Source organism: Ruegeria sp. HKCCE3926, from assembly GCF_017872515.1.
In the GTDB taxonomy this organism is placed as follows: domain Bacteria; phylum Pseudomonadota; class Alphaproteobacteria; order Rhodobacterales; family Rhodobacteraceae; genus Ruegeria.
Map to the genome: position 1 here is coordinate 125,369 of NZ_JAEDOU010000005.1, position 14,177 is coordinate 139,545.

Here is a 14,177-nt window from a genome sequence, read left to right on the forward strand (position 1 = left end):
TCGAAAAGATGAAGGCTTGACCGTGACACCGGAAGAGATTGAGGCGCTGTTCACGCGCGAAAGCGGTGAGTTTCTGTTTGCCCGTTGGGGACGACCCATCGTGCCGATTGTGTTTGGCGTTGAAGATGAAACGCTGTCCACTGTGAAGGGCGCCTTCGAGGCGGTTGTCACCTTGGCCGGTCACAAAATGGCCGAAACCGACCCCGAACTTGGTGCCAACTGCATGGTCTTCTTTTTCCGGGATTGGAAAGAGCTGCTGGACGTGCCGGATCTTGATCGTCTGATCCCGGATCTGGCACCGTTGGTCGGGCGCTTGGTTAAAGCGGATGCAAACCAGTACCGCATCTTCCGGTTTGAAGAAGACGGTGCGATCCGCGCGGCTTTTGTTTTTCTGCGCATGGACAAGCAGTTGTCCAAGATACCGGCGGAAACGCTGGCGCTGAGCCAGGTGGTGCAGACCATCCTGCTTTGGTCCGATACTGCGTTTCGGACGCAATCTCCGCTGGCCGTGGCGGGCGAAACGACGATCCTGCGCCCCGATATTGCTGCGTTGATTCGGGCTGCTTACGATCCGGTTTTGCCCGGTTCGGCGCAGGATGCGTCTCATGCGCTCAGGTTGTTTGCCCGGTTGGAGCCACCGCAATGAAACATTCCTACCCGGTTCGTGTATATTATGAAGACACCGACATGGGCGGCGTCGTCTATCACGCGAACTATCTGCGGTATATCGAACGTGCGCGTTCGGATTGGGTGCGCAATCTGGGCAATGACCAGAACGCGATGCGGGAAGAAGGCATTGTTTGGGTCGTGCGGCGGGTCGAGGCCGATTACCTTTCGCCCGCCAGGTTCGATGACGAACTGATCGTCGAAACCGAAGTCACGGAAATCTCGGGTGTGCGGCTGACCATGGCGCAGCTGGTCCGGCGTGGCGAGACCGAGATTTTTCGCGCCTCGGTCACTGCCGTGTGTATCAACAAGGATGGCAGGCCGATCCGGCTTCCGGCAGAGATTCGCGCATTGATGTAACAATTTGCGGGTCAGGGGTGGTTCTATTGGCATTTCAGCCCCAACTGCGTTAGCGTTTGGCAAAACAAGGCCAAACAAACGGCCGTCAGGCAAAAACAAAGAGCAGGTTCATGGAAGCTGAAACGCTGGCGCTGGCGCAGGAGATCGATTTCTCCATGTGGGGGCTGTATGCCCGCGCGACCTTTATCGTCAAATTGGTGATGTTGATGCTGATCGGTGCATCCATCTGGTCCTGGGGCATCATTATCCAGAAGCTGATAAATTACCGCGCGGCCCGTCGCGAGGCGCAGGCATTTGACGAGAGCTTCTGGTCCGGCAACCCTTTGGACGAGCTGTTCGAGCAGATCGGAACCCAGCCGGATGGCAGTTCTGAAAAGATTTTTGCGGCCGGAATGATCGAATGGCGCAGGTCGCACCGAAATGATGGCGGATTGATTGCCGGAGCGACCGCGCGGATAGACCGGTCCATGGATGTGGCCATAGCGAAAGAGGCAGAGACCTTGCAGAAAGGTCTGCCCATACTGGCCACGGTTGGATCGACTGCGCCGTTCATCGGCCTGTTTGGTACCGTCTGGGGCATCATGAATGCGTTTATTGAAATCGCCGAACAGCAGAATACCAACCTGGCGGTCGTGGCCCCGGGTATTGCCGAGGCACTATTGGCAACGGGGCTCGGCCTTCTGGCCGCGATCCCGGCGGTTATTTTCTACAACAAGCTCAGTGCAGACTGTGACCGCATCGTGGGCGGCTATGAGGCCTTTGCTGACGAGTTCGCGACCATCCTGTCGCGCCAGTTGGACAGCTGACAATGGGCGCGGCGGTTCAGCAATCCTCGGGTGGAAACGGGCGCAGACGCGGTCGGCGTCGCGGTCGTGCGCAACCCATGGCCGAGATCAACGTGACACCGTTTGTGGATGTCATGCTGGTTTTGCTGATTATCTTCATGGTGGCCGCGCCATTGCTGACGGTCGGTGTTCCGGTAGATCTGCCCAAGACCGCCGCCAGTGCTTTGCCCGGTGACAATGAAGAACCTTTGACCGTAACCCTGACGGCAGATGGACGTGTGCAGATCCAGACAACTGACGTGTTGCGCGAGGAACTGATCGGCAAGCTGCGGGCCATCGCCGCAGAGCGGAGCAGTGACCGGGTTTTCCTGCGCGCCGATGGCGCGATTCCTTACGCGCAGGTCATGCAGGTCATGGGCGCGCTGAACGCGGGCGGGTTTTCCAACGTTGGGCTTGTGACCGATACGGGCGGGCCGACGCTGGACGAAGGTGGAGAGTGAGGGCGCACGGTGGATACCGGCACCAAGATTTCGGCGATTGCGCATGTCAGCCTGATCGGAGCGGCGCTTTTTGGCGGTACCTTCCGGTCCGAGCCTTTGCCGATGGCCGTACAGGATGTGTCCGTGATAACCGCTGAACAATTCGCGGCCATGACGGCCCAGCGGGATGCGCCTGATATCCCAGAGGTGCCGACGGCATTGCAACAACCGCCCGAACCACAGGCTGATAGCACGCCGCCAGAACCTTTGGTCGAGGAACAGCCGCGCCCTGAACCCGTCGTGCCTGCCGAACCCGAACCCGAGCCTGCCCCCGTTATCGTCGAAGCACCGCCGGAACCGGACGTGCCGGATGAGCTGCCGGTACTGACAGAGCCCGAGGTCGAACCTGTCGCACAGCCTGTGCCTCCGGGACCCGAGGCGCAGCCGCGCCCATCCGATCGTGTTGCCCCCGAGGCCATAGCGCCACCACCGCCCGAGGCAAAACCGGATGATTTCGAAACGCCGCCGGTGTCTCTGGACGAGGGCGCCGAGGTTCAGCAAGAACAACAGGATCAGACCGCGCCGGAAGAAGCGGCCCCTGAGATCGTGACCGAGGCAGAGGAAACCAAAGAGCAGTCTCCGCTTACGTCACCTCGACCGCGGGTGCGTCCGAACCGCCCAAGCCCACCGCCCGAACCCGTTGTGGCAGAGACGCCCGAGGCGGCGCCCGAACCTGACGCGCAAGCCGACGAGGCCGCGATCAATGACGCTCTGGCCGAAGCCTTGGGCGGTGGAACCCAGCCATCCGGCCCACCGCTGACCAGCGGCGAGAAGGACGCGATGCGATTGGCCGTGTCCAAGTGCTGGAATGTGGGCTCTTTGTCTACGGATGCACTGAGTACTGTGGTCGTTGTGGCTTTTTCGCTAAACCGTGATGGTACGGTTGTGGATGGCAGCATTCGGATGCTGGACAGTTCTGGTGGGTCTGCTGGTGCGGCCAATCAGGCTTATCAGGCCGCCCGGCGCGCGATTTTGCGCTGCGGGGCCAGAGGATATGATTTGCCTGCTGACAAATACGCTCATTGGCAGGATGTTGAGATTACATTCAATCCCGAGAGGATGCGGATCAAATGATAAAACTTCTGACCAGCCTCTTTGTCGGCCTGACGCTGATGTCTGCGCCGGTTCTTGCACAGAACGGTCCCCTGCGACTGGAGTTGGACCAGGGCATTATCGAACCATTGCCCTTTGCGGTGCCGAACTTTGTTCCCGATGGTCCGTCAGCGGCGCAATATGCACAGGACATCTCGCGCGTGGTGGCGGCTGATCTGACAGGAACCGGGTTGTTCCGCGAGATCTCTTCGGATGCCTTCATCAGTCGGGTCAGCAGCTTCGAAGCACCAGTTCAGTTTGCCGATTGGAAAGCGATCAATGCCGATGCGCTGATTACGGGGGCGGTCAATGTTTCGGGCAAGAACCTCACGGTTCGGTTCCGGGTCTGGGATGTGTTTTCGGGTCAGGAGCTGGGCAATGGGTTGCAATTGGCAGGCACCACCGAGGGCTGGCGGCGCATGGCCCACAAAGTGGCAGATCAGGTGTACAGCCGGATTACAGGCGAGGGCGGTTATTTTGACAGCCGCGTGGCCTTTGTTTCGGAAAGTGGACCGAAAAACCAACGCCTGAAACGTCTGGCTATCATGGATTATGATGGGGCGAACGTGCAGTACATGACCGACAGTGCCGCAATCGTTCTGGCGCCGCGCTTTTCGCCTACTGGCGATCGGTTGCTTTACACCAGCTATGAAAGCGGCAGCCCGCGCATCTATGTTCTGGATGTGGGCCGCGTCAAACGACAGGAACTGAAGACGCAGGACGGAACCATGAGCTTCTCGCCCCGCTTTTCGCCGGATGGCCGGTCGATCGTGTATTCCTTGATTCAGGGGGGAAACACGGACCTGTGGAAAATGGATCTGGCGTCGGGCCAAAGCACGCGTCTAACCAACACGCCGGCGATTGAAACCGCCCCCAGCTATTCGCCGGATGGCAGCCGGATCGTGTTTGAAAGCGACCGTTCGGGCACGCCGCAGCTTTACGTGATGCCCGCGAATGGCGGCGAGGCAACGCGGATCAGCTTTGGCTCGGGTCGTTATGGCACGCCGGTATGGTCGCCGCGCGGCGATCTGATTGCCTTTACCAAGCAAAATCAGGGCCGCTTCCACATCGGGGTGATGCGCACGGACGGATCAGAGGAACGCTTGTTGACCGCCTCGTTTCTGGATGAAGGCCCAACCTGGTCGCCCAATGGCCGCGTCATCATGTTCACCCGTGAAACGCAGGGCGCCAGCGGCCGGGCCTCGCTGTATTCGGTGGATATCTCGGGCCGCAACCTGCGCCCGGTGCGTACACCGGATGGCGGCAGTGATCCGTCATGGGGCCCACTACAGAATTGATCGCAGCAAAGTTCACAACGAATCGTCCCTGTGGTAGACAGGCGGCAACAATCAAAACACGAGGCACTTGAAATGAATGTATTGAGCAAAGTCCTGGCGTTGGGCGCGCTGAGTGTGATCGCCGCCTGTACGAACAATGACCCATCCGCCTTGGGCGGCAGCGGTGCTGGTAGCACAGGCGCAATCGTACCGGGCTCGCCCAGTGACCCGCGTTCGCCTGCGTATTTCCAGCAGACCGTCGGGGATCGTGTTCTGTTCGCCGTGGACCAATCCACCCTGACACCACAGGCGCAGACCGTGTTGCAAGGGCAAGCGGACTGGCTTCTGGCCAATTCGGATTTTGTTGCCACGATCGAAGGTCACGCGGACGAGCAGGGCACCCGCGAATACAACCTTGCGCTGGGTGCGCGTCGCGCAAATGCCGCTCGTGAGTATCTGATTTCGCGCGGTGTTGCTGGCAACCGTCTCAAAACCGTCAGCTACGGCAAGGAGCGCCCAATTGAGATTTGCAGCGTTGAGGAATGCTATTCCAAGAACCGCCGCGCAGTGACTGTGCTGACCGGATCAACACTGGGGTAAGACAATGCATATGGCAGGATGGGTATTGGCGGCGGTCATGGCGACAGCCGGTGTTGCACAGGCACAGGATCAGCAAACCCTGGCCGACATACGTCAGGAGCTGACGGTGCTGCATGTGGAAATTCAGCGTCTGAAGCGCGAGTTTTCCACCACAGGATCGCCCGCGCCAAACTTGTCCGGCAGTTCGGTTCTCGATCGGGTTGACGCCATTGAAGCGGAACTGCAACGCCTGACCAGTCAGACCGAGCAGCTTAACCAGCGTGTGCAAAACATCGTCTCAGACGGCACCAATCGCATCGGAGATCTGGAGTTCCGCCTGTGCGAGCTTGAGGCAAACTGCGAGATTTCAGGCGAACCGACCAGCACACTGGGCGGAGAGGGCACAGATGTAGGTACGGCCGTCATCACGCCTGCCACGCCATCCCAAACCGATCAGGGTGAACTGGCCGTGGGCGAGCGGGCGGATTTCGACGCGGCATCGCAAGCACTGGCCGATGGGAATTACCAGACTGCGGCTGATTTGTTTGCGCAGTTTGATGCGAACTATCCTGGCAGCCCCCTGGCGCCCGAAGCGAATCTGAAACGGGGTCATGCGCTCGAAGGCCTTGGCGACACCCGCGAAGCGGCACGGGCGTTCTTGGCAAGCTTTACCGGAGATTCCGAAGGCGCATTTGCCCCCGAGGCGCTGTTCGAGTTGGGCGCGGCGCTGGGGCGTCTGGGGCAGACCGATCAGGCCTGCATCACGCTCAACGAAGTTGGCGTGCGCTTTCCATCCGCACCGGCGTTTGCGGATGCGACGCAAGAGATGTCTGCGCTGGGGTGTTCTTGAACCGTCACAGCGAAAACCTGCTTGCAGAGCTTCGCGCCCGGCTTCCCGAAAGGCTTCCGCCAAAACTGGGCGTGGCGGTCTCGGGCGGTGGGGATTCCGTGGCGTTGATGCATCTTTTGCATCAAGTCGCCCAAAACGAAGAGATCGCCCTTTTTGTGGCCACGGTCGATCACGGCTTGCGCCCCGACGCAGCGCAGGAGGCCGTGACAGTGTCGCGCCAGGCCGCTGCTTTGGGGCTGCCGCATGACATTTTGCATTGGGCGGGTTGGGACGGATCGGGCAATGTTCAGGACGAGGCCCGCAAGGCGCGTTACAGCCTGCTTGCCGGTTGGGCGCAACAGCGCGGAATCGACGCCATCGCGTTGGGGCACACGGCAGATGATCAGGCGGAAACGTTGCTGATGCGATTGGGTCGTTCATCAGGTGTCACGGGACTGTCCGGCATGTCGGCAAGTCGGCAATGGGAAGGGGTGACATTGCTGCGGCCAATGCTGGGGATCACACGCAAGGATCTGAGAGCCTACCTGACCGGTATCGGCGCAACATGGGTCGAAGACCCGTCGAATCAGGACCCTCGTTTCGACCGGATCAAGGCACGAGAGGCCATGTCCGGCCTCAAACCACTAGGAATTGATGCGCTTTCACTGTCGCGAGTGGCCGACAATCTGGCGCAGGCCAATGCAGCCCTGGGCGTTTTTGCGCAGGAATCCGCAGGGAATGTCGCCCAGATCGAACAGTGCGACGTGAAGGTGAACAGGGCCGGTTTTGCCGCATTGCCCAAGGAAATCCGACGCCGCGTGTTGCTTGGATGCCTTGCCTGGATCGCAGGGCAGGGATATCCCCCGCGTCAGGCGGCGGTCGAGCAGGCCATGAAGGCCATAACCGACGGGCGGGCAGGGTCGCTCAGCGGTTGCCTGTTGGTCCCGGAAGGGATGAGTGTTTGGATTTGCAGGGAATTCAAGGCCGTGGAGGCTCGGATTTCAGCACGTGACGAAGTTTGGGATGGCAAATGGGTCTTGACCGGTCCCGAAATTTCCGGTGCCGAGATCCGCGCTCTGGGTGAAGACGGGCTGCGACAGGTGCCTGAATGGCGCGAAACAGGCCGGCCCAGGCTGGCCTTGAGTGCGACGCCCGCGGTCTGGAAGGGGGGCGTGGTGCTGGCCGCTCCGCTTGCGGGATTCGCGAATGGATGGCGCGCGGACACGACGCCGGAATGGCCCGAGTTCCACGCATCTTTTTTATCGCATTGAACATACCACAATCCTCTCTATTTTAAGAGGTAACTTGGCAGCTTCTCACCTGCCGGAACTTTTGGGAGAATTTCCTTGGGCAACGCTCGCAATATCGCGTTTTGGGTCGTTCTGTTCCTGCTAATCCTTGCACTGTTCAATCTGTTCAGTGGACCGGGCGGAACGCTTCAGAGCAATGAAAGAACTTACTCCGATTTCGTCGGCGCTGTGCAAGGCGGTGAAGTCAAGAACGTGACGCTGGATGGTGAACAGATCCGCTATACGACCGAGAGCGGTGCGACTTACGTCACGATCAAACCCGGCGATGCCGAGGTCACCAAGCTTTTGATCGATGAGAACATCCCGGTTCAAGCGGTCAAGCAACAGCAGTCGGGCTTCCAGTCTTTCCTGATCACGCTGTTGCCGTTCCTGTTGCTGATCGGTGTCTGGGTCTATTTCATGAACCGGATGCAGGGCGGCGGCAAAGGCGGTGCGATGGGCTTTGGCAAGTCGAAGGCCAAGATGCTGACCGAAAAGCATGGCCGCGTCACATTTGACGACGTCGCGGGCATCGACGAGGCCAAGGAAGAACTGGAAGAGATCGTCGAATTCCTGCGCAATCCACAGAAGTTCAGCCGCCTTGGCGGTAAGATCCCCAAGGGCGCGCTGCTGGTCGGACCTCCGGGCACCGGTAAGACCTTGCTGGCCCGTGCCATCGCGGGTGAGGCGGGTGTGCCGTTCTTCACTATTTCAGGGTCCGACTTTGTCGAGATGTTCGTGGGTGTCGGTGCATCCCGTGTCCGGGACATGTTTGAACAGGCCAAGAAGAATGCGCCTTGTATCGTCTTTATCGACGAGATCGACGCGGTGGGTCGCCATCGTGGCGCTGGCTACGGCGGTGGTAATGACGAACGCGAACAGACCCTCAACCAGTTGCTGGTTGAGATGGACGGCTTTGAGGCCAATGAAGGCGTGATCATTCTGGCGGCCACCAACCGTAAGGATGTTCTGGATCCCGCACTGCTGCGTCCAGGCCGCTTTGACCGTAATGTGACCGTTGGCAACCCCGACATCAAAGGCCGTGAGAAGATTCTGGGCGTGCACGCGCGCAAGACACCTTTGGGCCCCGATGTCGATCTGCGCATCATTGCTCGCGGCACGCCGGGCTTCTCGGGTGCCGATCTGGCGAACCTCGTGAACGAGGCTGCTTTGATGGCCGCCCGCGTGGGTCGCCGCTTTGTCACCATGGAAGACTTTGAGAACGCCAAGGACAAGGTGATGATGGGCGCCGAGCGCCGCTCGATGGTGCTGACCCAGGACCAGAAGGAAAAGACAGCCTATCACGAGGCCGGCCATGCCGTTGTCGGCCTGACCCTGCCGTTGTGCGATCCTGTCTACAAAGCCACGATCATTCCGCGCGGTGGTGCGCTGGGTATGGTGGTTTCTCTGCCTGAAATGGATCGCCTGAACTACCACCGTGATGAGTGTGAGCAAAAGCTGGCCATGACCATGGCCGGCAAAGCCGCCGAGGTCATAAAATACGGTGAAGACCACGTTTCGAACGGCCCGGCCGGGGATATCATGCAGGCCAGTCAGCTGGCGCGTGCCATGGTGATGCGCTGGGGCATGTCGGACAAGGTTGGCAACATCGACTATGCCGAGGCGCATGAAGGCTATCAGGGCAACACCGCAGGGTTCTCGGTGTCGGCCCATACGAAAGAGCTGATCGAAGAAGAGGTGAAACGCCTTATCCAGCAGGGTTATGAGCGCGCGCACCAGATTCTGACCGAACAGCACGAAGCATGGGAACGCCTGGCGCAGGGCCTGCTTGAATACGAAACCCTGACGGGTGATGAGATCAAGCGCGTTATGAATGGTGAATCACCCAGCGAGGATGATGAAGGCGACAAGCCGGATGAAGGCAGCGCGCCCAGTGTCACGGCCATTCCCAAGACAAAGGCCAAGAAATCTCCGCCCGATGGCGGGATGGAGCCTGAACCCACCGCATAGTCAAAAAAGACCCGGCGCATAGTCCGGGTCTTTTTTCTTTTCATCGGTGTTTTGCCGGGCAATATGCGCGCAAGAAAAAGGATGAAAAGGGAAGGCTATGCCGTTTTTGCGTGAAACCAAATTTGCCGCTGAAGCAGTCTGGCTTGGCTATGTCCCTGCGGGAACCTCTTTGCGGGCCCAGGCTGTTGATACGCTGGATCTGGGTTTTGACGGCGTGAAGGGTGAGCGCCACGAAGGCCTCAATCGGGCGTCCTGTGTCCGGGTCTCGAACCTTTACCCGAAAGGCACTGAAATTCGCAACGTGCGTCAGCTTTCAGTTTTGTCCGAGGAGGAGTTGCAGCAAATTGCGCAGGACATGGGGTTGGATCAGCTTGACCCGTCCTATCTTGGGGCTTCCATTGTGCTGCGCGGAATCCCGGATTTCTCTCATATTCCCCCGTCCTCGCGTCTTCAGGCAACGAACGGGGCGACGATAACAGTGGACATGGAAAACGCCCCTTGTGTTCTGCCGGGGCGCGAGATCGAAGCGGATCAACCGGGGCATGGCGCAGCTTTCAAGCCTGCGGCGGCCGGGCGTCGGGGCGTCACGGGATGGGTCGAACGCCCGGGGCGCATTCAACTGGGGGACCGGCTGAAACTGTTTGTTCCGGATCAACCTGTTTGGGCTTGTGAAAACGGGCTTGTTTCCGATTAGAAACCCCTGAAACGAACTTACGACGCTTCGCGACGCCAGAATGTCGGAATCCATGGCTATCGAGTTTGTACACAAGGGTATGGAATGCACAGCGCCGACGCCTCGCGTCGGTTTTGCACGGTATTCAATCAAGGACCCCGGCCAATGAGCTACAAATCCGATATCGAAATCGCCCGCGAAGCGAACAAAAAGCCGATTCAGGAAATCGGTGCCAAGATCGGCATCGACTCTGCGGATCTGCTGCCTTACGGCCATGACAAGGCGAAGGTAAGCCAGAACTTCATCAACTCGGTTCAGGACCGCGAAGACGGCAAGCTGATCCTGGTGACTGCAATCAACCCGACCCCGGCAGGTGAGGGCAAGACCACGACCACAGTGGGTCTGGGTGACGGCCTGAACCGCATCGGCAAGAACGCGATGATCTGTATCCGCGAAGCTTCGCTTGGCCCGAACTTCGGTATGAAGGGCGGCGCCGCGGGTGGCGGTTATGCGCAGGTCGTTCCGATGGAAGAGATGAACCTGCACTTCACCGGTGACTTCCACGCCATCACCTCGGCGCACTCGCTGCTGTCGGCAATGATCGACAACCACATCTACTGGGGTAACGAGCAAGAGATCGACACCCGCCGTGTCGCATGGCGCCGTGTGGTCGATATGAACGACCGTGCCCTGCGTCAGATCACAGCTTCACTGGGTGGTGTATCGAACGGCTTCCCGCGCGAAGCTGGTTTTGACATCACCGTGGCGTCCGAGGTTATGGCGATCCTCTGCCTGGCAAACGACCTGAAGGACCTTGAAAAGCGTCTGGGCGACATCATCGTTGCTTACCGCCGCGACAAGACGCCGGTCTACTGCCGTGACATCAAGGCCGAAGGCGCGATGACCGTTCTGCTGAAGGACGCGATGCAGCCGAACCTGGTGCAGACGCTGGAAAACAACCCGGCCTTCGTCCACGGCGGCCCGTTTGCGAACATCGCGCATGGCTGTAACTCGGTCATCGCGACCAAGACCGCTCTGAAAGTTGCCGACTATGTCGTGACCGAAGCCGGTTTCGGTGCGGATCTGGGTGCCGAGAAGTTCATGAACATCAAGTGCCGCAAGGCGGGCATTGCCCCGTCGGCTGTGGTGCTGGTTGCGACCGTGCGGGCAATGAAGATGAACGGAGGCGTTGCCAAGGCCGATCTGGGTGCGGAAAACGTTGAGGCCGTCAAATCAGGCTGTGCCAACCTTGGCCGTCACATCGAGAACGTGAAATCCTTCGGTGTACCGGTTGTCGTCGCGATCAACCACTTCGTCACCGATACCGATGCCGAAGTTCAGGCGGTGAAAGACTATTGTGGCGAGCACGGCGTCGAGGCGGTTCTATCGCGTCACTGGGAGCTGGGTTCCGAAGGGTCTGCCCCATTGGCCGAGAAAGTCGTCGAAATCGTCGAAGGTGGCACCGCGAACTTCGCACCGATCTACCCCGACGATATGCCTCTGTTCGAGAAGATCGAAACCATCGCCAAGCGCATCTACCGCGCTGACGAGGTTCTGGCTGACAACAAGATCCGCAACCAGCTGCGTGAATGGGAAGAAGCCGGATATGGCAACCTGCCGGTCTGCATGGCCAAGACGCAGTATTCCTTCTCGACCGACCCATCGCTGCGCGGTGCACCCACGGGCCATTCGGTTCCGGTGCGCGAGGTACGCCTGAGCGCGGGCGCGGGCTTCATCGTGGTCGTCTGCGGCGAGATCATGACCATGCCTGGTCTGCCCCGCAAACCGGCTGCCGAAACCATCTGCCTCAATGACGCAGGTGAGATCGAGGGCTTGTTCTAAGCCGCCGAATAGGACATCTCGTGGTCCGGGGATTCATTCCCGGGCCATGAGGAGATGACGATGCCCACTCTGACACCGCCTCAGAACTGCAACACGATGCAGGAGCTGCGGGCTGAGATCGACAAGCTGGATCGCCAACTGATCGAAATGCTGGTGACACGCGCCAGCTATATCGACCGCGCGTCGCAGCTGAAACCGGGCGAGGGCCTTCCGGCCCGTATCCCGGAACGCGTCGAAGAGGTGGTGCAACGCGTGCGTGCAAGCTCGGACGCGCTGGGGATGGACCCGGATCTGGCCGAGAAGCTGTGGCGCATATTGATTGACTGGTCGATTGCACGCGAAGAGCGCGTGATTGGCACCGACTGACTGACCGGGCGTTCTGTGCGCCCGATCCGTTTTTTGAAAGAAGGGATCGAAGTATGGTAGCTCAGGTTATCGACGGTAAGGCCTTTGCCGCAAAAGTGCGCGGTCAAGTTGCCGATCAGGTCGCAAAGCTGAAAGAAGAAAACGGCATCACCCCCGGCCTGGCCGTGGTTCTTGTGGGCGAAGACCCAGCCAGCCAGGTTTATGTCCGCTCGAAGGGCAAAATGACCGTTGAAGTCGGCATGAACTCATACGAGCACAAACTGGACGCCGCGACGTCGGAAGAAGACCTGCTGGCGCTGATCGACAAGCTGAACAACGACCCGGCCGTGCATGGCATTCTGGTTCAGTTGCCGCTGCCCAAACACCTGAACGAGGATCTGGTGATCAACTCGATCGACCCGGCCAAGGATGTGGATGGCTTCCACATTTCGAACGTGGGCCTTCTGGGCACCGGTCAGAAATCGATGGTGCCCTGCACCCCGCTGGGCTGCCTGATGATGCTGCGTGACCACCACGGTTCGCTTTCCGGCATGGACGCCGTTGTGATCGGCCGCTCGAACATTGTGGGCAAACCGATGGCGCAGCTGCTGCTGGGCGACAGCTGCACCGTGACCATCGCGCATTCGCGCACCAAGGATCTGCCGGATGTCGTACGCCGCGCCGACATCGTTGTTGCCGCTGTTGGCCGCCCCGAGATGGTTCCGGGCGACTGGATCAAGGAAGGCGCGACCGTGATCGACGTAGGCATCAACCGCATCGAACGCGACGGAAAGAACAAGCTGGTCGGTGACGTGGACTATGCCAGCGCGTCCCAGCGTGCTGGCGCCATCACTCCGGTTCCGGGTGGTGTAGGTCCAATGACCATTGCATGCCTGTTGGCCAACACTTTGACTGCGTGCTGCCGCGCCAACGCTCTGCCCGAACCCGAAGGTTTGACTGCGTAAGGCAATCTGGTCGGGTCGATCATATCGGCCCGGCACACTCCTCGGTTGTGCGTGACCCTGCGAGACAATCGTTGCACGCTGTAGCCATTTTGCCCTGAATGGGTTTGACAGCTTAAGAAATCGTGATATCCCAGTATTCCCAGTTGGTTACAGGTAAGGTGCATCAGTGCGTGTCGTGCTAAGGTTGAATTTTGTTGAGTCATGCACAAAAGCGGTATGACGTCTGGGATTAACACTATTCGGAATGCTTGTACCCCACAGCGAGTGACGGCGGGCCTTGTCTTTCTTCCCTTGCTTGCCTACGCGTTTCCTCCGTTTCTGGTTGCGGATCTGAGCTTCGGTTTGCGTCTTCTTTTCTGGACCGGGGTGATGGTCCTTGCCCTGACAGTCACCGGTTTGGCGCGCAAGCTGATGCAGAAAAACCCTGTTCTGTTGAATGTTCCCGTCCGTGATCTGGCATTCGCGGCACTGATCCTGGTTCTGTTCACGCCGTCCCTTTGGATATTGGCGTGGGTCCTGTTCACGTGCGGGGGCCACATAGTACCTGGCGCCCAGACCGTAGCGGTATATGGGGTCCTGTTTGCAACGGGTTTGGTTCTTGTGCAACGCAATGATCTGAACCCATTGATGGCCTCGACCCCGGACGCCGAGAAGCCGCGCCTGATCAGGCGTCTGCCGCCTGACTTCGATGGTCAAATCCATCGTTTGACGGTCAGGGACCACAATGTGGATATTGTCACTTCAGAAGGCACGTTCACGGTCCGCTCGCGCTTTACGGACGCAATTGCCGAGATGGAGCCGGTCCCTGGGCACTGTTCGCACCGGTCACATTGGGTGGTAGACGCGTCCATTGTTGGGCTTGAAAAAAAAGCGGGTAAAACCTTTTTGCGCCTGATGAACGGCGATCTGGTTCCAGTAAGCCGCAAGTACAAACCGAAGTTGGAAGAAGACGGGTTGATCTGAAC

General features: G+C 59.3%; 15 protein-coding genes. All 15 read left to right on the forward strand.

Annotated features, from left to right (window positions below):
- Positions 1–22: 22 nt before the first annotated feature.
- Complete coding sequence (locus tag I9184_RS14155; RefSeq protein ID WP_171636956.1) at positions 23–646, forward strand: hypothetical protein; 624 nt, start codon at positions 23–25, stop codon at positions 644–646.
- The gene (gene ybgC / locus I9184_RS14160) at positions 643–1,026 is read left to right on the forward strand and encodes a tol-pal system-associated acyl-CoA thioesterase (protein ID WP_171636827.1); all 384 of its coding nucleotides are present in this window, start codon (positions 643–645) and stop codon (positions 1,024–1,026) included. Before I9184_RS14155 ends, ybgC begins: the two co-directional genes overlap by 4 nt.
- 110 nt (positions 1,027–1,136) lie before the next feature.
- Entirely contained in the window at positions 1,137–1,832 is a 696-nt protein-coding gene (gene tolQ, locus I9184_RS14165) for a protein TolQ (RefSeq protein ID WP_152457225.1), read from the forward strand.
- Positions 1,833–1,834: 2 nt separating this feature from the next.
- Complete coding sequence (gene tolR / locus I9184_RS14170; RefSeq protein WP_152457226.1) at positions 1,835–2,311, forward strand: protein TolR; 477 nt, start codon at positions 1,835–1,837, stop codon at positions 2,309–2,311.
- A gap of 9 nt (positions 2,312–2,320) precedes the next feature.
- Complete coding sequence (locus I9184_RS14175; RefSeq protein WP_209834941.1) at positions 2,321–3,424, forward strand: energy transducer TonB; 1,104 nt, start codon at positions 2,321–2,323, stop codon at positions 3,422–3,424.
- On the forward strand, positions 3,421–4,740 hold the full coding sequence (gene tolB / locus I9184_RS14180) for a Tol-Pal system beta propeller repeat protein TolB (protein WP_209834943.1): 1,320 nt from the start codon (positions 3,421–3,423) through the stop codon (positions 4,738–4,740). Before I9184_RS14175 ends, tolB begins: the two co-directional genes overlap by 4 nt.
- Before the next feature lie 72 nt (positions 4,741–4,812).
- Positions 4,813–5,319, forward strand: coding sequence for a peptidoglycan-associated lipoprotein Pal (gene pal / locus I9184_RS14185; RefSeq protein WP_209834945.1), 507 nt, complete (start codon positions 4,813–4,815; stop codon positions 5,317–5,319).
- 4 nt (positions 5,320–5,323) lie between these two features.
- Positions 5,324–6,148 carry a tol-pal system protein YbgF gene (gene ybgF / locus I9184_RS14190; protein WP_209834947.1) on the forward strand — a complete coding sequence of 275 codons (825 nt, stop codon included), beginning with the start codon at positions 5,324–5,326 and terminating at the stop codon, positions 6,146–6,148.
- Complete coding sequence (tilS, locus tag I9184_RS14195; protein ID WP_348539537.1) at positions 6,139–7,398, forward strand: tRNA lysidine(34) synthetase TilS; 1,260 nt, start codon at positions 6,139–6,141, stop codon at positions 7,396–7,398. The genes ybgF and tilS overlap by 10 nt, the downstream gene beginning before the upstream one ends.
- A 75-nt stretch (positions 7,399–7,473) precedes the next feature.
- Positions 7,474–9,387: an ATP-dependent zinc metalloprotease FtsH gene (gene ftsH, locus I9184_RS14200; protein WP_171636833.1), complete on the forward strand. Its 1,914-nt coding sequence runs from the start codon at positions 7,474–7,476 to the stop codon at positions 9,385–9,387.
- A gap of 97 nt (positions 9,388–9,484) precedes the next feature.
- Positions 9,485–10,081, forward strand: a complete 597-nt coding sequence (locus I9184_RS14205; RefSeq protein WP_171636835.1) for an MOSC domain-containing protein — start codon at positions 9,485–9,487, stop codon at positions 10,079–10,081.
- Positions 10,082–10,225: 144 nt separating this feature from the next.
- Positions 10,226–11,902: a formate--tetrahydrofolate ligase gene (locus I9184_RS14210; RefSeq protein WP_171170859.1), complete on the forward strand. Its 1,677-nt coding sequence runs from the start codon at positions 10,226–10,228 to the stop codon at positions 11,900–11,902.
- A 60-nt stretch (positions 11,903–11,962) separates the two neighbouring features.
- On the forward strand, positions 11,963–12,268 hold the full coding sequence (locus I9184_RS14215) for a chorismate mutase (protein WP_171636837.1): 306 nt from the start codon (positions 11,963–11,965) through the stop codon (positions 12,266–12,268).
- 53 nt (positions 12,269–12,321) lie between these two features.
- Complete coding sequence (gene folD, locus I9184_RS14220; protein WP_171636839.1) at positions 12,322–13,212, forward strand: bifunctional methylenetetrahydrofolate dehydrogenase/methenyltetrahydrofolate cyclohydrolase FolD; 891 nt, start codon at positions 12,322–12,324, stop codon at positions 13,210–13,212.
- A gap of 369 nt (positions 13,213–13,581) precedes the next feature.
- Entirely contained in the window at positions 13,582–14,175 is a 594-nt protein-coding gene (locus I9184_RS14225; protein WP_245218136.1) for a LytTR family DNA-binding domain-containing protein, read from the forward strand.
- Positions 14,176–14,177: the final 2 nt, after the last annotated feature.